Annotated in this window: 15 protein-coding genes; 8 read left to right on the top strand and 7 right to left on the bottom strand. The window is 44.0% G+C overall.

The window, feature by feature from the left end; all coding sequences use genetic code 11:
• Positions 1–71: 71 nt before the first annotated feature.
• Both PCC7418_RS10090 and PCC7418_RS20535 read right to left on the bottom strand, forming a co-directional pair.
• Complete coding sequence (locus PCC7418_RS10090; RefSeq protein ID WP_015226075.1) at positions 72–1712, bottom strand: Ppx/GppA phosphatase family protein; 1641 nt, start codon at positions 1710–1712, stop codon at positions 72–74.
• 168 nt (positions 1713–1880) lie between these two features.
• Entirely contained in the window at positions 1881–2027 is a 147-nt protein-coding gene (locus PCC7418_RS20535; RefSeq protein WP_015226074.1) for a hypothetical protein, read from the bottom strand.
• Positions 2028–2144: 117 nt separating this feature from the next.
• Here PCC7418_RS20535 and PCC7418_RS10085 point away from each other — a divergent pair, with 117 nt between their 5' ends.
• Positions 2145–3062, top strand: coding sequence for a 4-hydroxybenzoate solanesyltransferase (locus PCC7418_RS10085; protein ID WP_396275490.1), 918 nt, complete (start codon positions 2145–2147; stop codon positions 3060–3062).
• A gap of 77 nt (positions 3063–3139) precedes the next feature.
• Here PCC7418_RS10085 and hemL read toward each other — a convergent pair whose 3' ends face one another.
• Positions 3140–4441: a glutamate-1-semialdehyde 2,1-aminomutase gene (gene hemL / locus PCC7418_RS10080; RefSeq protein WP_015226072.1), complete on the bottom strand. Its 1302-nt coding sequence runs from the start codon at positions 4439–4441 to the stop codon at positions 3140–3142.
• A 413-nt stretch (positions 4442–4854) separates the two neighbouring features.
• On the opposite strand from hemL, the gene PCC7418_RS10075 reads away from it, so the two are divergent.
• A complete protein-coding gene (locus tag PCC7418_RS10075) occupies positions 4855–8847 on the top strand; it encodes a magnesium chelatase subunit H (RefSeq protein WP_015226071.1) in 3993 nt (1330 codons plus the stop codon).
• Between the two features lie 353 nt (positions 8848–9200).
• Here PCC7418_RS10075 and PCC7418_RS10070 read toward each other — a convergent pair whose 3' ends face one another.
• Positions 9201–10394 (bottom strand): response regulator, encoded by a 1194-nt coding sequence (locus tag PCC7418_RS10070; RefSeq protein WP_015226070.1) that lies wholly within the window; start codon positions 10392–10394, stop codon positions 9201–9203.
• A 117-nt stretch (positions 10395–10511) separates the two neighbouring features.
• On the bottom strand, positions 10512–12338 hold the full coding sequence (locus PCC7418_RS10065) for a methyl-accepting chemotaxis protein (protein ID WP_015226069.1): 1827 nt from the start codon (positions 12336–12338) through the stop codon (positions 10512–10514).
• A 763-nt stretch (positions 12339–13101) separates the two neighbouring features.
• Between PCC7418_RS10065 and PCC7418_RS10060 the strand changes: the two genes are divergently transcribed.
• From PCC7418_RS10060 to PCC7418_RS10040, 5 genes are all read left to right on the top strand, one after another.
• On the top strand, positions 13102–13677 hold the full coding sequence (locus tag PCC7418_RS10060) for a FeoA family protein (RefSeq protein WP_015226068.1): 576 nt from the start codon (positions 13102–13104) through the stop codon (positions 13675–13677).
• A gap of 103 nt (positions 13678–13780) precedes the next feature.
• Positions 13781–16117 (top strand): Fe(2+) transporter permease subunit FeoB, encoded by a 2337-nt coding sequence (gene feoB, locus PCC7418_RS10055; protein ID WP_041596598.1) that lies wholly within the window; start codon positions 13781–13783, stop codon positions 16115–16117.
• A gap of 184 nt (positions 16118–16301) precedes the next feature.
• A complete protein-coding gene (locus tag PCC7418_RS10050; protein WP_015226066.1) occupies positions 16302–16946 on the top strand; it encodes a Uma2 family endonuclease in 645 nt (214 codons plus the stop codon).
• 119 nt (positions 16947–17065) lie between these two features.
• Positions 17066–17404 (top strand): hypothetical protein, encoded by a 339-nt coding sequence (locus tag PCC7418_RS10045; protein ID WP_015226065.1) that lies wholly within the window; start codon positions 17066–17068, stop codon positions 17402–17404.
• Entirely contained in the window at positions 17404–18102 is a 699-nt protein-coding gene (locus tag PCC7418_RS10040; RefSeq protein ID WP_015226064.1) for a DUF6745 domain-containing protein, read from the top strand. Before PCC7418_RS10045 ends, PCC7418_RS10040 begins: the two co-directional genes overlap by 1 nt.
• Here PCC7418_RS10040 and PCC7418_RS10035 read toward each other — a convergent pair.
• A complete protein-coding gene (locus tag PCC7418_RS10035) occupies positions 18099–19946 on the bottom strand; it encodes a VWA domain-containing protein (RefSeq protein WP_015226063.1) in 1848 nt (615 codons plus the stop codon). The genes PCC7418_RS10040 and PCC7418_RS10035 overlap by 4 nt on opposite strands.
• Before the next feature lie 151 nt (positions 19947–20097).
• Between PCC7418_RS10035 and PCC7418_RS20765 the strand changes: the two genes are divergently transcribed.
• On the top strand, positions 20098–20244 hold the full coding sequence (locus tag PCC7418_RS20765) for a hypothetical protein (protein ID WP_216086631.1): 147 nt from the start codon (positions 20098–20100) through the stop codon (positions 20242–20244).
• A gap of 203 nt (positions 20245–20447) precedes the next feature.
• Here PCC7418_RS20765 and PCC7418_RS10030 read toward each other — a convergent pair whose 3' ends face one another.
• A complete protein-coding gene (locus PCC7418_RS10030) occupies positions 20448–21146 on the bottom strand; it encodes a Crp/Fnr family transcriptional regulator (RefSeq protein WP_015226061.1) in 699 nt (232 codons plus the stop codon).
• Positions 21147–21223 lie beyond the last annotated feature (77 nt).

Here is a 21223-nt window from a genome sequence, read left to right as displayed (position 1 = left end):
ATCAGGGGAAAAGTGAGAGAAACAGAGGAGATTTAATCAAGAACAAATGACCAATGACTAATGACAAATAACTACGGAGAAAGTTTTGGAATCACTTTCACCCCATATTCATTTTCAAAAATTACCTTTTTATCATCTAAATTCCATAACTCCAACGCACAATCATCATTAACATCTTTTGGAAATAATTCTAGTTCTAATTCTTGTTTTTCTTCCTTATAATTACAGTGAACCGCAGTGATTGCACCAATTTGCCGACGGTCTAAAGCCACTGCTAACCGCAAAATTGCACTGACTTCACTGACCATTTTTTTCGTTGTTTTATCTGGAAGATTTTGAAAATTGGTGTGCTTTTTCTTCGGTTTACTTTTGCGGTGATAACGGGCAATATTAGCAATAATTTCAATTTCGTTTTCCGTAAAACCGAGTAATTCAGCGTAACGAATTAAATAGTAAGAATGCTTATGATGTGCTGAATGGCTAATATAAAATCCGCAGTTGTGTAAAATTGCTGCAACCCATAGTAATTCTCGCTCTTGACTTCCCCACTGGTGTAATTTTCCCTGAATTTGATCAAAAATATCAAGGGAAAAATCGGCAACACGCTGACTAGATTCTAAATCAACTTTATATTTCTGAGCAATTTTAATCACGCTGCGATCGCGCACCGAACTCTGATATCGCAACCGATTTTCAATTAACCCATGAGTCAACATCCAATCCACAATTAATCCTTCTCGCAACGCCCGCTCACAGATAGTAATGTCTTTCACATCGAGCATCTTCATTGTTTCTAATAAAATCATCGCACCAGGAACAATAATTTCCGCCCTGCGCCCAGACATTCCAGGTAAATTTGCCCGTTCTTTGAGATTGAGAGACGCGAGTAACTTCACCACATCTTCTAAATCTTTTCTACTAAAAGAATATCCTTGCAAAGGATTAGGCGTAGTATTAAATTTTTCATTAGCATGAATCGTTGCTAAACATTCAATTGTTCCCGAAGTTCCAACGAATTTAATTAACTCTTCTGGGGCTAATTTGGCTTTTAATTCTTCCACAGGACGTTCCATGCGCCCTTGAATATAAGCCTGTAAAAACTTTAATTCCTTATTACTAACAGGATCTGTACTGATAAACTCACTGGCGAGGCGTACCGCCCCCACTTTCGTACTGCTAAGACAGCGCGGTTCATGACCATCTCCTAAAATTAACTCCGTTGAACCGCCTCCAATATCCATAATGACGTGAGGCTTTTCATTAAACTCCATCGCCGATAAAACACCCAAATAAATACGGCGGGCTTCTTCTTGTCCTGAAATGAGATTGATCGTTAGTCCCAGATGTTCCCGTACATTTTTGATAAACTCTCGACCATTCGGGGCTTCTCGCACTGCGCTGGTGGCGACAGCAACCACTTCTTCTGCTTGGAAACTGCGGGCTAACTCTTGACCGCGCTCTAGTGCTGACATGGCGCGTTCCATGGCTTCTACGGTTAAACGACCTGTTTCTGGATCGCGATCGCCTAACCTAGCAGTATCTTTCTCTCGCGCAATAATATTAAATGCGGGAAGTGACGGTTCAATTTCAACAATAACCATGTGGATCGAGTTCGTCCCGATATCGATCGCTGCGATCACTCGTTCTTTTTTGAGATTACTATTTTGAGCGTTTAAACTCTGGGTTTGAATCGGGTAAATTGTATTAACCATTAGCTGTAATTTGTATGTTCTCGTCAGTCAAGATCAAATCAAATAGATAAAATTTTATTAGAGATTGATCGGGGTCAGGGGAAGGAGAGGGGTTTATTATTTTTCTTCTGAATGACGACTTCAAAGTCGCAAAAAAACATAAAACTAGAGATTTGTATCAATAAAATATCAGTATTTTTCATCTGGTTCTTCGCGACTCACGGCAGTAAAAATTTCCACAGGAAGCGGTTGTTTAATTAATTGATCAATCATTTCTTGACCATCAGATGTTCTCAACTTTGGTGTTATCTGATTGAACGGATACGATTCAAGCATTGATTCTATTTTTTAAATTCAGAATTCAATTACAATATAGTAGTGTACCAGTCTCCTTTGATTGATTGCTATAACCTAGAAGAAAAGCAGATAATCAGGCAAATTATAGTTTATTGGATTATGGTGCAAGAATACCAACAACCCTCAACTTGGCAAGCAATTATAAAACTTTTGCGTTGGGATAAACCAACAGGACGACTAATCTTAATGATTCCCGCATTATGGGCAGTTTTTCTCGCTGCGAAAGGATTACCCCCCCTTCCCTTAGTGACAATTATCATTATGGGCAGCTTAACAACCTCGGCTGCGGGTTGTGTCGTTAATGACCTTTGGGATCGCAACTTAGATCCACAAGTCGAACGAACGCGCACTCGTCCCCTCGCATCTCGTGAGTTATCGGTGAAAGTGGGAATTATCGTGGCGATCTTTGCCTTTGCTTGTGCTGCGGGACTGGCGTTTTATCTGAATCAAGTGAGCTTTTTCTTATCTGTTCTGGCTGTTCCCGTTATTATCTGCTATCCCTTAGCGAAACGGGTGTTTCCAGTTCCGCAACTGGTGCTTTCCATTGCTTGGGGGTTTGCAGTTTTAATTAGTTGGACAGCAATCACCTGTGATGGTCATACCGCAGCCCCTTGGAATGTTACGACTTGTATCGGACAAGACACTTGGTTATTGTGGGGAGCAACGATTTTGTGGACGTTGGGCTTTGATACCGTTTATGCGATGGCAGACCGCGAAGATGATCGCAAAATTGGGATTCGTTCCAGTGCCTTGTTTTTTGGCAAATATGCCCCCGAAGCGGTAGGACTCTTTTTCTTAGGAACGGCAGGTGCTTTAGCTGCTCTTGCCTTCAAAACTAACCTTGGATTCACTTTTTGGCTAACTTTGGGAGTTGCTGTCGTGGGTTGGGCTTGGCAATATTATCGGTTACGCCAAGAAGAAATTCCTGCGACCTTATACGGTCTGGTTTTTCGTCAAAATGTCGGGTTAGGCTTTGTTTTACTAGCGGGAATGATTAGCGGGTCGTTATTCTAACGGTAAATATTGACCCATGAATTATCTGTAGGGTGGGCAATGCCCACCCTACTTGAGAAGGGGGAGTTGCTTCAAAACTAGAGAGAAGCCATTACTTCATCCGCAGCCTTCAAGGTTTGATTGATATCTTCTTCCGTGTGCGCCAAAGAAGTAAACCCAGCTTCAAACTGAGACGGGGCTAAATAAATGCCACGCTCTAACATACCGCGATGATAACGACGGAATTTATCTAAATCAGAGGTTTTCGCATCTTCAAAGCTGTGAACTTCCCGCTCTGTAAAGAAGACCCCAAACATGGCACTGATTTGACTGACCTGTGCAGGATGACCATGTTTATTCGCAATTTCTTTTAAGCCATCCGTGAGCTTTTTGGTCATTTGATCCAGTTGCTCGTAAACTCCAGGACGTTGCAAAAGTTCTAGGGTTTTAATTCCTGCAGTCATTGCAAGAGGGTTTCCAGATAATGTTCCCGCTTGATACATGGGACCGGCTGGGGCGACGACTTCCATAATTTCTTTCCGTCCACCATAAGCCCCCACAGGTAAACCACCCCCAATAATTTTACCGAGAGTGGTGAGGTCAGGGGTAACGCCAAATTTTTCTTGTGCACCACCATAAGCAATGCGGAAACCCGTCATTACTTCATCAAAAACGAGAAGTGCGCCATTATCAGATGTAATTTCTCGTAATCCTTCTAAAAAGCCAGCATCAGGCGCAACAAAGCCAGAATTGCCAACAACAGGCTCTAAAATCACCCCAGCAATTTCTCCAGGGTTATCAGCAAAGATTTTCTTCACTGCTTCTAAATCGTTATAAGGTGCAGCGAGGGTATTGCTGGTGGCTGCTTTGGGAACCCCAGGAGAATCAGGCAAACCAAGGGTCGCAACCCCAGACCCCGCTTGAACGAGGAACATATCACCGCTACCGTGATAGCAGCCTTGGAATTTAATCACTTTATCCCGCCCCGTATAAGCTCGCATCAGGCGTAAGGTTGCCATACAAGCCTCTGTACCAGAGTTAACAAACCGCACCATTTCAATGCTAGGAACGGCATTAATCACCATTTCAGCAAGGATGTTTTCTTGGACGCAAGGGGCACCAAAACTGGTTCCTTTGTCTAAGGTGGCGTGGAGAGCTTTAATCACTTCGGGGTGGGCGTGACCACAAATGGCGGGCCCCCAAGTGCCGACATAATCAATGTATTCGTTACCGTCAACATCCCAAGCCCGAGAGCCTTCCACTTTATCAAAAACAATGGGTTGTCCGCCGACGGAGCTAAAGGCGCGAACGGGAGAACTGACACCGCCTGGCATCAACTGTTTGGCTGTGCTAAAGATTTCTTCTGATTGTGTCGTATTAAAAGCAGTGGTTGAAGTCAAGAGATTACTCCTTATTTTATTATCCGATTTCCTGATCACCATCCCTTGCACAGGGAAGAAGTTACTATTCTCTCCCACTTTGACAAAGTTGATGGCAGATTAACCAAGTTTGATCCTAATCAAGCAGGATAGGAGATGTCTTTAGAATACAGAAAATTTAATCCCTGCCAAACCCAATTAATTTACAAAAATTTACAAAAATAAAAGTAAATACTTTTTTATATGTCAAGAAATATTACAAAATATCTCTTGTTTTTTGTCAAATTATGTCGAATCGGGTTAAATTCGTGTTCTTGGTGGCAATTTTTTGATACAAAACACAAGTGGGTACTGCAAAAGCAAGGGATTACCCCCTTATGTAGAACCTGAATCCAGTCCGAAGAAGTCATTGCTCATTGAAGGAGAAAGTGTGAATGTTCACTAACGTCAAGTCCACCATTCGCCACATTGAACCGGATACGATTGGGGATCGTTCTTTGGTTAAGGTGGTCTATGTCGTGCTTGAGCCTCAATACCAGAGCGCCCTCTCAGCATCAGTCCGCTCGATTAATGCCAATAATCCGAATGTCGCGATCGAGATTAGTGGTTATTTAATCGAAGAACTTCGTGATCCCGAAAATTACGAAGCCTTCAAGCGCGATGTAGCTCAAGCCAACCTGTTTATTGGTTCATTAATTTTTATTGAAGATTTAGCAGATAAAGTGGTTGCTGCGGTAGAGCCCTATCGTGACAACCTAGATGCAGCGATTGTGTTTCCCTCGATGCCCCAAGTCATGCGCCTGAATAAATTGGGTAGCTTCTCGATGGCGCAGTTGGGTCAAAGCAAAAGCGCGATCGCGCAGTTTATGAGAAAACGGAAGGAAAAGCAAGGGGCTTCGTTCCAAGATGGAATGTTAAAACTCCTGCAAACCTTACCGAAAGTTTTAAAATACCTGCCTTTAGATAAAGCCCAAGATGCCCGCAACTTTATGTTGTCCTTTCAGTATTGGTTAGGGGGGTCTCAAGATAACTTAGAGAACTTCTTACTCATGCTGACGGATAAATATGTTCTAGAAACAGAAGAGAAAGACGAAGAAGTTAAATATTCAGAACCCGTTGTTTACCCTGATATGGGAATTTGGCATCCCCTTGCACCGAAGATGTTTGAGGATGTCAAAGAGTATCTCAGTTGGTACAACAGCCGAACCGATATCAAAGATGACCTCAAAGATCCGTTAACCCCTTGCATTGGGTTAGTTCTCCAGCGCACGCACTTGATTACCAGTGATGATGCCCATTATGTGGCTGTGGTTTCTGAATTGGAAGCCATGGGCGCAAGAGTGATTCCGATTTTTGCGGGTGGACTCGATTTCTCGAAACCCGTTGATGAATTTTTCTGGGATACAGCAGCGAAAGGGGTCGAAGCATTACCGATTGTGGATGCTGTAGTTTCCTTAACCGGATTTGCCCTGGTTGGCGGTCCTGCCCGTCAAGACCATCCCAAAGCCATTGAATCTCTCAAACGGATTAATCGCCCTTATATGGTCGCTTTACCCCTCGTTTTCCAAACCACAGAAGAATGGGAAGAAAGTGAGCTAGGGTTGCATCCTGTGCAGGTGGCGTTGCAAATTGCCATTCCTGAACTCGATGGCGGAATTGAACCGATTATTCTCTCTGGACGTGATGGCGCAACCGGTCGCGCGATCGCGCTGCAAGATCGGGTGGAAATGATTGCCCAACGCGCCATGAAATGGGCAAAATTGCGCCGTAAACCCAAACTCGATAAAAAAGTTGCCATCACCGTCTTCAGCTTCCCTCCTGACAAAGGAAACGTGGGAACAGCAGCCTATCTCGATGTCTTCGGCAGTATCTATGAAGTTTTACAAGGACTTCGTAACAACGGCTACGACGTGGGAGAATTACCTGAGTCTCCGAAAGAACTCATGGAACTGGTATTGCACGATGCCCAAGCGCAATACGCCAGCCCTGAGTTAAACATTGCTTATCGGATGTCCGTTCCCGAATACGAACGACTCACCCCCTACTCCGAAAATCTCCATGAAAACTGGGGTCCGCCACCAGGAGAACTCAACAGTGACGGTGAGAATCTCCTCATTTACGGGAAACACTTCGGAAACGTCTTCATTGGTGTACAACCCACCTTTGGCTATGAAGGCGACCCGATGCGGCTTCTCTTCTCCCGTTCTGCTTCTCCTCACCACGGCTTTGCTGCCTACTACACCTACTTAGAAAAAGTTTGGGGTGCCGATGCCGTGTTACACTTCGGAACTCACGGTTCTCTGGAGTTTATGCCTGGTAAGCAAATGGGAATGTCTGGAGATTGCTATCCCGACAGTCTCATTGGCAGCATTCCGAACCTCTACTACTACGCAGCCAATAACCCCAGTGAAGCAACGATCGCGAAACGCCGCAGTTACGCCGAAACCATTTCTTACCTCACGCCACCTGCCGAAAATGCAGGACTCTACAAAGGCTTACAAGAACTGCAAGACTTGATCGGGTCGTATCAAAACCTGAAAGATAACGGTCGCGCGATCCAAATTGTGAATACGATTATGGATCAAGCGCGGATTGTCAATCTGGATAAAGATGTCGATATCCCTGAAAAAGATGCTAGTGAGATGAGTCCCGAAGAACGGGATACGCTGGTGGGCTTGCTGTATAAGCAACTGATGGAAATTTCTTCTCGTCTGTTGCCTTGTGGCTTGCACGTCATTGGACAACCCCCAAGCGCGGAAGAAGCGATTGCTACCTTAGTTAATATTGCCTCGCTCGATCGCGAAGAAGAAGAAATTCAAGGCTTACCCCGCACCATCGCCGAAAGTATCGGACGGGATCTCGATGAAGTTTACCGCAATAACGACAAAGGCGTTTTAGCCGATGTCCAACTGTTGCAAGAAATCAACAGCGCGGTTCAAGATGCTGTTGCTGCCCTCGTTCACGCCCAAGCCGATGCTAACGGACGAGTCTCGCAAGTTTCTAAACTGAACTTCTTCAACATGGGCAAAAAAGAACCTTGGGTACAAGCCCTGCACGATCTCGACTATACCAAGGTGGATCGCGAGAAAATGAAGCCCTTGTTTGAATATCTCGAATTCTGCTTAGAACAAGTGGTTGCCGATAACGAACTCGGTGGACTCTTGCGCGGTTTAGAAGGGGAATATATCATGCCTGGACCCGGTGGTGACCCCATTCGCAATCCCAATGTCCTACCGACAGGGAAAAATATCCACGCCCTTGATCCCCAGTCCATTCCCACCGCAGCAGCGGTTCAATCTGCGAAAGTGGTTGTGGATCGTCTCTTAGACCGTCACCGTGCGGAAAATGGCGGTGAACTCCCGGAAACCATTGCCTCTGTGCTTTGGGGAACCGATAACATCAAAACCTACGGCGAATCTCTCGCGCAAATTCTCTGCCTCATCGGGGTGAAGCCCGTTCCCGACTCTCTCGGACGCATTAACAAACTGGAACTGATTCCCTTAGAAGAATTGGGTCGTCCCCGCATTGACGTGGTAGTAAACTGTTCTGGTGTCTTCCGTGACCTGTTCATTAATCAAATGGCATTGTTAGACCAAGGGGTAAAAATGGCAGCGGAAGCGGATGAACCCCCAGAAATGAACTTTGTCCGCAAACACGCCATGCAGCAAGCGGAAGAAAACGGCGTTAACCTCCGTCAAGCTGCTACTCGCATCTTCTCCAATGCCTCTGGATCCTATGCGTCTAACGTCAACTTAGCGGTAGAAAACAGTTCTTGGGAAGACGAATCTGAGTTACGGGATATGTATCTCAATCGGAAATCCTTTGCCTTTGACGCGGATAACCCAGGGATTATGAGTGAAAACCGCAAGATTTTTGAATCGGCACTGAAAACCGCTGATGTCACTTATCAAAACTTAGACTCTTCCGAAATTAGTCTCAGCGACGTTTCCCACTACTTCGACTCTGACCCCACCAAAGTGGTTAGCAGTCTTCGGGAAGATGGCAAACAACCCGCAGCTTACATCGCGGATACCACCACGGCAAATGCCCAAGTCCGCAGCCTCTCCGAAACAGTGCGTCTAGATGCGCGGACGAAAATGCTAAACCCGAAATGGTATGAAGGAATGCTGAGTCATGGTTATGAAGGCGTGCGCGAATTATCCAAGCGTTTGGTGAATACCATGGGCTGGAGTGCCACCGCTGGTGCGGTTGATAACTGGGTGTATGAAGACACCAATGAAACCTTCATTAAAGATAAGGAAATGCAGGAACGCTTGTTAAACTTGAATCCTAATTCCTTCCGACGCATGGTGACCACCCTGTTAGAAGCCAACGGACGCGGGTATTGGGAAACCAGCGAAGAAAACCTCGATCGCCTGCGTGAATTGTATCAAGAGGCAGAAGACCGCATCGAAGGGATTGACTAAACGGCGCGATTCATTGGATTGAATTGCCTAGACCAATCCTATTGTCGTCAAACCGATACCGTCTGTAGAGATGTTCCATGGAACGTCTCTACATTCATTTGTGGGAAAATCGACCTCTGGCTTGTAGGCAAAAATATCAATATAATAGCGCTACGGGCTGGGGCAAGGGATAAGGTAAGCCATGACTTGTTTTTTTGATTTCAATCTATCCTAACCCAAATGAGTAGTGCTAACGTTGGGTAGGATTCGTTCTCTTTACCGTGAATCAGTCAGAAAGGCTTCGATTTCAAGATGATTACAAGACTAAGCAGTCTTCGTTAGGTTGTGGCACATCAGTTAGAACACTAGATCGTCTAGAGATATTTTCTCACTATTTCTAACAGACTATCTTGAGTGAAAGGCTTTGTTAAATAATCAGTCGCCCCAGACGCTTTTGCTCTGACTTTATCAATCATTCCTGTTCGACTTGTCACCATTATAATAGGCACTTGTGAAAGAGCCTTACTATTTTTCAACAAGCCACAGAGTTGATAACCATTAATTTCTGGCATGGAAATGTCCATTAAAATCAGATTGGGTTTCACGCGAAAGAGTGTAGAAGCAGCTTCTACGGGATTCTCAATTTTAATGATTTCATATTCCTCTTTTCCCAAAAAGCGCTGGACTTCTCTTAAAATTGTCGGGCTATCATCAACGCAGGCAATTAAAGAGCGTTTTTGCTTTTTCTTTCCTTCTGGATTCTGGTGATTTTGCGATTTTTGGGGTAAACTAGGAAGTTGCTTCCAAGGAGAGTTTGCTTCTCTTAAAATCAAGTCTTTACTTTGCAGATAGGGATAAAGTTTTTTCGCTAAATGAATTTCATCTTGTTGAATCAGCAGGGCGATTTGATGAATACTAAAACCGCGCATTAGTCGAGAGAGTTTTGCTAAAAACCTCTCGGAAGAATTTTCAACAAAACTATGATTAAATAAATAAGGACGCTGATAAGGAGACTGAATTTGATCGAGGAGTTCTTGCCAAGATTGTATCCGATCGCGCCCCTGTTTAACTAAATCAATTAATTGAGGAGGATCAGCAATCGGTGTCGTTATAGGAGTTGATGACATTTCTTGCCATTGACAGGTTCCATGATCCAGCCAGAAGAAAGGTTCGATTGCTTCAAGACTGATCTGCTGTGTCACCTGTGAAATTTGCTCACTATTTAAAAGGTTTTGTTGTTTGAGCCAATCCAAGGTCTTTTTAATCGATAAATGATTGAAAGAATGATTCTGAGGAGAAGATTTAATAGCTGTTTTAACTGCTGACACAACAGTTTTATAATTGAGAGCTTGGAGATGATAATAGAGACTTTCTAAGGATTGAACTGAGATAAAAGCAGCTTGCAGTTGACGATTAGCAACATAAATTTCCCAGCTAACTTCTTCGGTAAAAACGGTTAATTTTCCAGAATGCTGAAGCTGAGATAAGCTAGCCAATAACTGAAAGGGATTATTAAGGATTTGTCTCTTCGAGGAATCGAGTTGCTTCGGTTGATTAGAAATGCTCATTATTGTTTTTCCTTTGTCTTATGTGACAACTAAAGAGATCAGTTTTCCCAATGACCAATGACCAATGACCAATGACTAATGACCAATGACTAATGACCAATGACCAATGACTAATGATTACTTCTCAACTTTGAAGTTTTCAACAGATGCTTCTAATGTTTTCGCCACCTGTACGGTTTCTTGAATCGCTTGGGCGACTGCTGTTGAAGTTTGAGATTGATCTTGGGACGATCGCGCGGATTGTTCCATGAGTCGAGAAACGGCTTGGGAAGTCTCTGCTTGTGATACAGTAGAATGAGAAATCGACTGCATAATCTGGTTAATGGTTTCGGAACGTTCCACCACATCAGACAATCGCTCTTTTGTCTTTTCTACGGATTGAGTGCTGGCTAAAACCTCACGGTGTCCTAATTCCATCGCCTCGATCGACTCGCTGGTTTGGACTTGGATTTTCTTGACAATCTGTGCAATTTCTTGGGCTGCGGATGCGGATTGTTCGGAGAGAGATTCAATTTGTTCAGCAACTGCGGTAAAGCCTTTTCCGAATTCTCCCGCTTGATGAGCTTCTAAACTGGCATTCATCGCCAATAAAGTGGTTTTTAGAGAAATTTGGTCAATGATAGAAACCACTTCTGTAATTTGCTGGGCGGATTTTCCCATTTCCTGCATTTTTTGGGCAGTTTCTCCCACAGTCGAGCGCAATTGTTGAATACTCTCCACAGTTTCTGCCATGGCTTCGTTCCCTTCCTGAGCCGTTGAAAACGCCTGATCGGCAAGATTAGCTGCTTGTTGAGCGTTTTGCGCTACCTCCTTAATGGAACGAGTCATTTCTTCTACGGAATTGAGTGTGGCTTGAATTTCCTCTGCTTGCGCGATCGCGCTTTGAGCCAACTTACGAATTTCAACATCATTGTCTCCCAACGCATCAGTGACCCCACTTGCTGCTTGTTTCACCTGTCGCGCTGTGTCTTGCAAATTTTCGACCACCATATTAAACAAATCAGCAACAATTCCCACATCTCCCTCTAACAACCTTGATCTTACGGTCAAATCCCCCTCTGCTGCTCCTTCGAGATCATTCATCAATTGGGAAACTTCTTCCTCTAACTTTTCCCGTTGCTGACGCTGTTGTTCACTGGTGGCTTCTTGTTGTTTTAATAAGGCTTGTACTCGCTCCACCAAATTATTAAAACTGGTTGCTAAAGTGCGAGTTTCCACCCCTCCTTGCAGTTGCGCTCTCACGGCGAGGTTTCCTGCTGCGACTTGTTGCACTGATTGAGAAACATTAATCAATGGAGAAGACAGTTGGCGAGCTAAAATGACCACAATGCCTACTGCTACTACACCTAACACACCCCCGACCAAAACAAACATATAAATTAATTCATTTCCTGCTCCTTGCAAAACCCGATTCTCCACAGAAGAAATGGCGACCCAGTCTGTTTGGGGAATGGTGGTGAGATAATACTTTCGTCCTTGATGGAGAAAGTTAAAAATTAGTCTTTGACCACTGTCTTGATTGTAGAATTGCAAGTTGGTTTGCTGTAAATTGTAGGGATTTGCGAGATGAGAGGGGTCAGGGACTGGGTCGGATGCGGAGTTTAATGCTTCAATCAACGATCGCGCGATCGTTTCTACTGTTTCTCCCCCTTGCGTGTTTTCCTCGGTTACCGATCCTTCTGCGGTGATGGTGGTGAGGACTTGCTTAGTGGATGTATCTAACACCTGTACTTTGGTTGTTTCTAAAAATGTCTGATTGACAATCTGTTGGTTAGTTTGCAACAAGTTTGACAAGGTTTCCTGAGACACCTGACTTGCTAAGAGAGATTGTTCTTGCAGACGATTCTCATACTGATTTTTGATGTTGGTGTGAACCACTGACCAACCTGCTACTCCTGCAACCATCAGGGGCGTTAAAACCGTGGGAACGATCCCTAATAGCAATCGTTTCCGTAAGCTCAGCCCTTTTTTTCTTCAGAGGGTGGGTCTTGATAATTTTTCTCATTTCTTCCTGTTGTCATCTGGGAAGACGGAAAGTAACTCACACTTTTGGAATTGATCATGGTGCTTCTTCAATAATTGGGATTGAGGGCAGGGAATTTGGAATTTTGAGCGCGAGGGAGGCTCTTCTAACCCAATCCTTCGAGACAGTTGCTGTACGGGACACTAAAGGGAATAGCGATCAGTTCCTTGCCCTTTTTTTAGTAATCTTTCTCATTAACTTGGTTATAGTATAGGGGAAAGATGATTGGTGTGTCTTACATCTTTTTACATTAGTGATTCAATTTCAGAGTGAGCCCACGACATCCAGCGCGATCGGCTAATCTTAGACGGGAACTAGATTTCAAAGTCAATAAATAATTGAGAATAATTTTTAAATTTAATTGCAATTCAATTATTGAGTTGCTCAAGTGTAGCGCGATCACTGAGGCAATCGCCTGTTCCCTGTTTCAGGGGCTAGATCCGCCCAATTTCCCTTAATTAGGGGATATAGAGGGGATTAATTGCTCTGAAAAAGGCGTTTTTGAGCTTCTGTTCAGACTAAAAATTAAATGTTCCTTAACTTATCCTGAGGAGCAAAATTGACTATGTTATCACTAAATTTAAGCCAACAACTAAAAATAGTTGTCAATAATTAAGGGAGTTTGAGCCAAAAGACTCTCCTCATGAAACGTAAACATCTTGAAGACACACCAGAAGAAAAATCATGTCTGATAAACCACAAAATGATCATGACGGCGATCAAAACCACCGTCCGAAACGTTCTATCATGACACTCGCGAAAGCACCTGTGGGGGAAAAACTCTGGGTTGCGGGTTATGAAGACAGAGAGAGCATTAATCGACTCGCTGGAATCGGCTTAGCACCAGGAATGGGCGTTAAAATCCTTCAGAATCTCACGGGAAATATTGTCGTGGGTGTTGGGGAAAGTCGCATTGGGATTGATAGCGGGATGGCAAAACAGATTCTTGTCTCCGATCAACCGTTTGATTATCTCGTAGAAGTGACCGCGATCGATGATATGGAAACGCAAAAAACAACCCTCAAGGATTTAGCAGTTGATCACCATGGGAAGGTCACCAGCTATGCAGCAACAGGTGATAGAACCAAGCAAGCCTACAAAAGCAAATTATTAGCAATGGGATTAACCCCAGGTACAGAGTTTACTGTCACTCGGGTTGCGCCTTTAGGCGATCCTGTAGAGATTTTAGTGCGGGGCTTTAAATTAAGTTTGCGTAAGGATGAGGCAGCTGCATTAATTGTTGAATCCATAAACAATTAACAATTAATAATTTGTTACTGGTTCATTGTTAATGACTGGAACTCCCAAAGAACAACGAACCAAGAACCAAGAACCAAGAACCAAGAACCAAGAACCAAGAACGATGACAAAAACAATCGCTTTAATTGGTAATCCGAATTCTGGCAAAACCACGCTTTTTAATGATCTCACAGGTACGAACCAACGGACGGGTAACTGGCCAGGTGTTACCGTTGACCGCAAAGAAGGGAAATATCAATATGATGGCACAGAAGTCGCTGTGATTGACCTGCCTGGGGTATATGCTCTCGATGGAGAAGATGAAAGTTCTGGGCTTGATGAAATCATCGCGCGAGATTATCTCATCTCTGGAGAAGCAGATCTCGTTATTAATATTGTTGATGCGTCTAACTTAGAACGCAATCTTTATCTCACGACACAGATCATGGAGATGCGGGTTCCGATGGTGACTGCGCTGAATATGATGGATGTGGCGCGCGATCGCGAATTAGATATTGATACGGATGTTCTGGCGCAAAAATTGGGGTGTTTTGTCATTCCCATCAGCGCTTTTTTAGGAGAAGGGATTGGTCTTCTCAAAAGCCGAATCAATGAATTAATCAACAATCCTGGGAATCTGCCCTCTGTGGTGGCTTATCCTGCTGTCATCGAAGATGCGCTGACTGAAGTGGAAACCTTTGTTACTGCCCAGGGAAATCCTCGTAAAATTTCAACACGGTGGATTGCGCTAAACTTTTTACAATGTGAAGACCGCATTGCCCCTGAACTCAAAGGTCAAGACTTACATCGAGCCGTTTTTACCAATCGACGGAAGATTCACCAACTGTTGCACGAAGATGTTGATATTCTGGTTGCGGACAGTCGCTATGGCTTTATTCGCAGTTTAATCCAAACTTCCGTTAAACAGAAAAGACAGATCACCCAGACTAAATCTGATCAAATTGATCAATTTGTTCTTAACCGTTGGATTGGGATTCCCCTGTTTTTATTGGTGATGTATTTGATGTTTTTCATTGCCATTAATGTTGGGGGAACGTTTATTGATTTCTTTGATATTTCCGTGGGAACAATTTTAGTGGATGGGCCCCAAACTTGGTTAGAGTCTGTAGGCGCACCTGGGGTGCTGACTGGCTTAGTCACTTCCTTTGGGGGAGGGGTGCAAACTGTGGCGACCTTTATTCCCCAAATTGCCTTACTCTTCGTGATTTTGTCCATTCTGGAAGACTCTGGCTACATGGCAAGAGCAGCGTTTGTCATGGATAAGGTGATGCGTTTGATTGGTTTGCCTGGGAAAGCGTTTGTGCCGATGCTAGTGGGATTTGGTTGTAATGTTCCTGCGATTATGGCAACCCGAACTTTGGAAAATAAGCGCGATCGATTGATGACGATTATGATGAACCCGTTTATGTCTTGTGGCGCAAGATTACCTGTTTATGCCCTATTTGCTGCTGCGTTTTTCCCCCGTAACGGACAAAACTTAGTGTTTGGTCTTTATCTCATTGGGATTGCAGCAGCGATCTTTACTGGGCTAGTCATGAAAAATACGATCATGCAAGGGGAAGCAGCGCCCTTTGTTATGGAATTACCCCCTTATCACATTCCGAAGCCTAAAGGAGTTATGATCCGCGCTTGGGACAGACTAAAAGCCTTTTTACTCAGAGCAGGGAAAGTGATTGTCGTGATGGTGATGGTTTTGAGTTTGTTAAATGCGATTGGTACGGATGGTTCTTTCGGAAAACAAGATACAGGCGATTCTATCCTCTCTGCAACCAGTCAAGCGGTGACTCCCATTTTTTCGCCAATGGGCGTGACCCAAGAAAATTGGCCCGCAACGGTTGGCATTTTCACAGGAGTGTTTGCGAAAGAAGCCATGGTGGGTTCTCTCGATTCCCTTTATGGGGAGTTAGCTAAACAAGAAGCAGAAGTATCAGGAGCAGAAGCAGAGCCGTTTAGTTTCTGGGGCGGAATTGGTGCTGCTTTTGCCAGTATTCCCGCTAATTTAGCTGATTTGGGCAATCAAATGCTTGATCCCCTCGGTTTAAGTGTCGGTGAAGTCCAAGAGCCAAGCGCTGCTGCAGCCGAACAAGGGATCGCTTTGGGGACATTTGGGCAGATGTCACAACGATTTAGCACCAGTGCTGCTGCTTTTGCTTATTTGTTATTTGTTCTGATGTATTTTCCTTGTGTGGCTGCAACGGGCGCAATCTACCGTGAAACCAACTTAGGTTGGACACTTTTAGCTGCGGGTTGGACAACGGGCTTAGGTTATTGGGTGGCGACCATGTTCTATCAAATCGCAACATTTTCCCAACATCCTGGTTTTTCTACGGTTTGGATTGTTGGCGGGATCGCAATCATGGCAGTTACCATTTTCTGGCTCAGAATTGCCCGCGATCGTCGCATTGGAGGTCAGCCCCGACAACAATACTCATCTCAATGAAAACCCGATTGAACTTTCCACAAGCCAGCGTGACATCCTCCCCCGCTATAACGAAGTTTAGCGGGGGTCTTCTCGTCGCACTGAGATAAATCAAAGATTATATTGGGAGTCTTCTTGCGGTTTTAGATAAAATCGCTTTTGCTACCATGATTTTAGCCTCAATCGCGCTCTAGGAGGTCAAAGAATGAGCCGTTGCAGTCCGAAAAAAATTCCCGCAGACACTTGGATAACCAGCAGTTGGAATAATTATTTGCAGACTCTAGACTATCTGACTGATGAAAAGGGAAAAAGCTATTACTACAACCATCAGATGAGGATTGAAATGTCACCTGTTGGAAATGACCACGCTAGCGACCACAATATTGTCATTTATGCGGTGAATTTATTTGCTGCAATTAATAATATTGACTTAAACGGAAAAGATAATTGCACCTATCGCAAAACGGGAGTAAGAGAAGCACAACCTGATGTTTCTTTCTATATTGGAGAAACAGCAGAAACGATTCCTTGGGGAACGGGAATTGTTGATCTTGAACAATATCCCCCCCCGACTTTAGTAATTGAAGTAGCAAATACATCTTTATTAGATGATAAAGGAAATAAACGGTTACTCTATGAAGATTTAGGTGTAAGTGAATACTGGATTATTGATGTGCAAAATGTAGAAATCCTCGCTTTTGCGATTAGAAATAAAGGGAGTTATCGCATTCGAGAATCGCAAGTTTTATCGGGGTTAGAGATTAGTTTATTAGAACAAGCCTTTCAACGCACTCGCTTAATGAATCATGGGAAAGTCAGCGCTTGGTTGATGCAACAGTTTCAAAAATAGAGCGCGAAGGACAAGACCGATCAAAACCTATACAGAATAACCTTTTAAATAGATCCGTTTTCACCTTGATTAAAATATTCATTTAGAATTGAAGAAAAAATCTACACACTGTTCTGGATATGTTTATCCCTCCGAAACGCTCTCCTAGTCCCGCTAATGGCGTTCTTTACCGACAGGGTGATGTTCTCCTGAAAAAGATTACTCACTTACCCACTGGCTGGCAAAAACATTCTGGAGTCACACTTGCACTAGGAGAAATAACGGGTCACTCTCACCGCATTCAAGAAACCGATCGCGCTCAACTTTGGCAACAAGGCAATCAGCTATTTTTGGAAGTGACAGCCCCTGCAACACTCATTCATGAAGAACACAGCGCGATCGCGCTTACAGAAGGCATTTATCAAGTTTGGCGACAGCGCGAATATCGTCCTGAGGCTTATGTGGAGGTAGAAGATTAATGTTAAAAATGATCTCAGGCGGACGGATTCCCAAGCAGCGACGACAACCACATCCTCCCCAACCCAAAGAACCGCTAACCCCAGAACAAGCCCGAAAACGGATTCTGAACCATCAAGGGTTTGACGGAATGCGTATTTTAGGACATTTAGATTTAAGTGGTGCATCCCATCTTTATGATTTACCGAATAACCTGAGTTGTGAAAGTCTTGATCTGAGCGATTGCGTGAATCTCTCTCGGCTTCCCGAGGGGTTGCACGTTACTTATTGGATTGAAGTGGCTGGGAGTGGTTTGACTCATTTAGAAGCAGGTCATGGCTTTATTTTACGCTGGCGAGGCGTTCCCATCAGCGATCGCGCACTGGTTAATCCTGATTCCATCACAGGTCAAGAAATTCTTAATACCGACAATGTTGAGTTACGGCGGGTGTTAATTGAACGGTTGGGATATGAAAAGTTTTTACAGCAAGTGGGGGGAATTATTCGCGATCGCGATCAGGATGTAGGAGGGGAACGTCAACTGATTGCAGTTCCCTTTGAAGACGACGAACCATTGATGGTGTTAAAAGTGATTTGTCCTTCTACCAGACAGCTTCACCTCTTGCGCGTTCCCCCCGATATGGAAACTTGTCATCAAGCAGCAGCTTGGGTGGCAGGGTTTAACAATCCCGATCTTTATCATCCCGCGATCGAAACTTAACTAGCAACAGTGGGTTGCACAAAGCGTTTAATCTCACCGCAAGCAATGTAAGATTTCCCATCAGGGGCAGTCTTGACTTCATCCACCACATACAGCATTCCCTCTTCTCGAATCGAACGGGGAAACCGCATATTCCAATCGGGTTCGTAGCCATCAGAAACCACGCGGGCGCGGAGTTTTTTACCGTCTTTGACACATTGCACCAAAATTCCTTCCCCAACTGTGTCTGTCGTCGGCAGATCGTTAATACTGGCGGGACCTTTAGCGGGTTTTCTCGAACTGACTGGTTGGGTGCGAGTCGGTCTTGAAAAGGGATCAGGTTCTCCAGGCTTGCTTAATCGAGAAATTTCGCCTTGTACTCGGTAAAAACTGCCATCTTTGGATAATTCTAAACCTTCTACCACATATCGCGCCCCCTCAGCACGAATTGCTCTCGGAAACTGCACATTTTTAGTCTGATCATATCCGTCTGACGACACTTTAATCCGCAGCTTACCTTTTTCCCGAACACAGTGCAGTTCAACGCCAGAACCCACGTCAGAAGCCACCGCAAGCTCACTCACTTCTTCCCCAGGAGCAACCCCACGCGCAGCTAAATCGCTACGGTTACGAACCATTGTCTGGTAACTTTGATCGCGTAATTCTTTTCGTCCAGCATTCCCTAGCTGTTTGTTCGCAATACGGCTGGCGAAATACTCCAGTTGCTCGATTTCTTCAGCAATTTCAAAATTCTCATTTAATCCCTTATCCTGAAGGGTTTTGATCGTTCCCCGTAACATTTGTTCCCCTTGTTCATGTTGACCGCGTTCGGCGAGATCAAGGGCAACTTCTTTCGCTTTCGCAATACTGAGCCGACTTAATTCTAAGATAATCTCACTAGAAGCACTTTGGGCTGCTTCTTCCACTGTTCCCACTGACGCAACAATATCTGTGCTTCCTGAAACTGATTGAATGGCATTATTTTCCACGACATCAGCGCGGTAGTGGAGTTTCATGACTGGTAACTCTCCCCCTTTCGCTGCGGGTAGGGCTAACTGTAACCCCAGTAGCTTATCTTCTCCCTCATAGAGTTCTCCCAGTGCAATTTCCGTTTGATCTTGATCGGTTGCGGTGACTTGCGCCAAACTCAGCGTCTCCAGTAATTGCACACCATCCGCCAACTCTAGGGTTGCAACTAAGTTTTGACCAACAACCGCCCGTAACGTATCTAACTCAATACTAAAAACTTCTTCTGCTTCATCAACACTTTGAATAAAATAGAAGTTCCCACTGGTAGCCCTTGCCATGCCAATCAATAGATCTTCATTGAACCCTTGGGCAAATCCTAAGGTCGTTGTAACGATTCCTTCCTCTGCTTTTTGTTGTGCCGTATTCGTGAGAACAGTGGGGTCAATGATGCCCATATTAGCGAGACCATCGGTTAACAAAAGCACCCGATTAATTTTTTGCGGATCAAGTCCCTGTTTTACATAGTCACAACCTTGCAACCATCCTCCAGATAAATTTGTAATTCCCCCAGCCCTCACCTGAGTAATGGCTTTTTTGAGCGCTGTTTTGTCGGTTACTTTTTGCGGAGGGATAATCGTATCAACGCGATCGTCATAAACGACGACTGAGAGAATATCATCTGGAGTCAGTTGATCCACCACCGCTTCTGCTGCTTTTAAGGCATGATACAAGGGAGAGCCAGCCATTGAACCTGAGCGATCAATCACTAGAGAAAGATTCAGATTCCGTCGGGGAGATTCGGGTAAGTCGGGACGAAATCGAATGAGAAGACTTGTATTTAATGCAGATTCTGCTGGTAAGATGGGCTGCTCAAAGTGATAACTGGTTTTGATCATTGCTGTAACTCCCGTCCTCTAACAAATAACAAGTTATAGCATCTATCATGCCAGAGAATGTTCGCTCAATTACTAATGGTTTTTTTTTCAATTCTGGGTATGATTTGTATTTGTTCGCGATCGCGCAACGATTGAACGATACATAATTAAAATGATTCAGTTTTTATTTTTAGACCTTGATTCAGCAACGCCTGAAAAGCGATTGATAAATTTTGAACAGCGCGATCGCGCGAAATTAAGTTTGGTAATATGGATTTTGATGCTAGATTTAATGGTTAACGATTTGTACACCTTATGATTACTATTGAAGATCAGATTGATCATTTTCTCACACAATTAAGTTGCTCTATCAGTGAAACTATTGTAAATCTAGTAAGCCTAGAAAATTTACTTATTTTAGTGCTACCACTGCTTGTTATTTTATATAGGATAATTAAGCAACTAGGGATTTGGGATCAATTTTTAGGTAGAGACAAAGCATTAGTTCGCTATTCGCTATCTTTACTCTTCTTCTGCATGGGTAAAAGCAGCCATTAACTCCCAATCATGAATCAGAATTGTTCCCCCACGGCGATAACTGACAGCCGTTTCCATTTTCTTTAATAAACGGGTACATTCTTCATAAGTAATCCCGACCATTCGCGCCATTTGATAATAAGGAAGTTTCACATTTAAAATCTCACCTTCTTTTTCCTGTCTTGTGCCATATTCTTTTGCTTGATAGAGAATTAAACGGGCTAACCGTACCGTTGCGCGTTCCGAAATTAAACCATGTACCGTTTCATGTAAATGCTGTAGTCGCTGGTTAAAGGTGGCGAGAATTTGCAGCGCGATTTCTGGGGTTTCCTGAATCGCATCAATGATTGCATTTTTATCGATCATCACCACTACAGATTTTTCCTGACAGACGACAGTAGCGGGTGCAATCTGATTGCCAAACATCGCAGGGGCTGCAAACATTTCTCCCGCGTGAATCATCCTCACAACCGTTTCTTTTCCCGTTGTGGCGGTTTTTTGAATTTGCAACTTTCCCTCGACTAAGGCAAATAAACAGGCTGGTAACTCATCTTCCTCAATCATGACCATTTCTTCTTTCTGAAACGTCCGAATTTCGGCATGAGGTTGCAGTTGCGACAAGTTTTCCTCAGAGAGGGTGCGGAGTATCCAAAGCTGTTGCAGTTGTTCAATCGTTGCCAACATAAAGGCGAAACTGAGCTACCTCAGAGAAATAGCTGAAAAATTTTGTCATCTTAAAACTATAGCAATTTCCCAGACAG

This window comes from Halothece sp. PCC 7418, from assembly GCF_000317635.1.
GTDB lineage: Bacteria > Cyanobacteriota > Cyanobacteriia > Cyanobacteriales > Rubidibacteraceae > Halothece.
The sequence above is the reverse complement of the archived record's forward strand: the minus strand, read 5'-3'. Positions and strand labels throughout refer to the sequence as shown.

Coding starts and splice junctions, on each gene's coding strand:
- PCC7418_RS10090 (WP_015226075.1), bottom strand. CDS start 1,712: ATGGTTAATACAATTTACCCGATTCAAACCCAGAGTTTAAACGCTCAA.
- PCC7418_RS20535 (WP_015226074.1), bottom strand. CDS start 2,027: ATGCTTGAATCGTATCCGTTCAATCAGATAACACCAAAGTTGAGAACA.
- PCC7418_RS10075 (WP_015226071.1), top strand. CDS start 4,855: ATGTTCACTAACGTCAAGTCCACCATTCGCCACATTGAACCGGATACG.
- PCC7418_RS10070 (WP_015226070.1), bottom strand. CDS start 10,394: ATGAGCATTTCTAATCAACCGAAGCAACTCGATTCCTCGAAGAGACAA.
- PCC7418_RS10060 (WP_015226068.1), top strand. CDS start 13,102: ATGTCTGATAAACCACAAAATGATCATGACGGCGATCAAAACCACCGT.
- feoB (WP_041596598.1), top strand. CDS start 13,781: ATGACAAAAACAATCGCTTTAATTGGTAATCCGAATTCTGGCAAAACC.
- PCC7418_RS10050 (WP_015226066.1), top strand. CDS start 16,302: ATGAGCCGTTGCAGTCCGAAAAAAATTCCCGCAGACACTTGGATAACC.
- PCC7418_RS10045 (WP_015226065.1), top strand. CDS start 17,066: ATGTTTATCCCTCCGAAACGCTCTCCTAGTCCCGCTAATGGCGTTCTT.
- PCC7418_RS10040 (WP_015226064.1), top strand. CDS start 17,404: ATGTTAAAAATGATCTCAGGCGGACGGATTCCCAAGCAGCGACGACAA.
- PCC7418_RS10035 (WP_015226063.1), bottom strand. CDS start 19,946: ATGATCAAAACCAGTTATCACTTTGAGCAGCCCATCTTACCAGCAGAA.
- PCC7418_RS20765 (WP_216086631.1), top strand. CDS start 20,098: ATGATTCAGTTTTTATTTTTAGACCTTGATTCAGCAACGCCTGAAAAG.
- PCC7418_RS10030 (WP_015226061.1), bottom strand. CDS start 21,146: ATGTTGGCAACGATTGAACAACTGCAACAGCTTTGGATACTCCGCACC.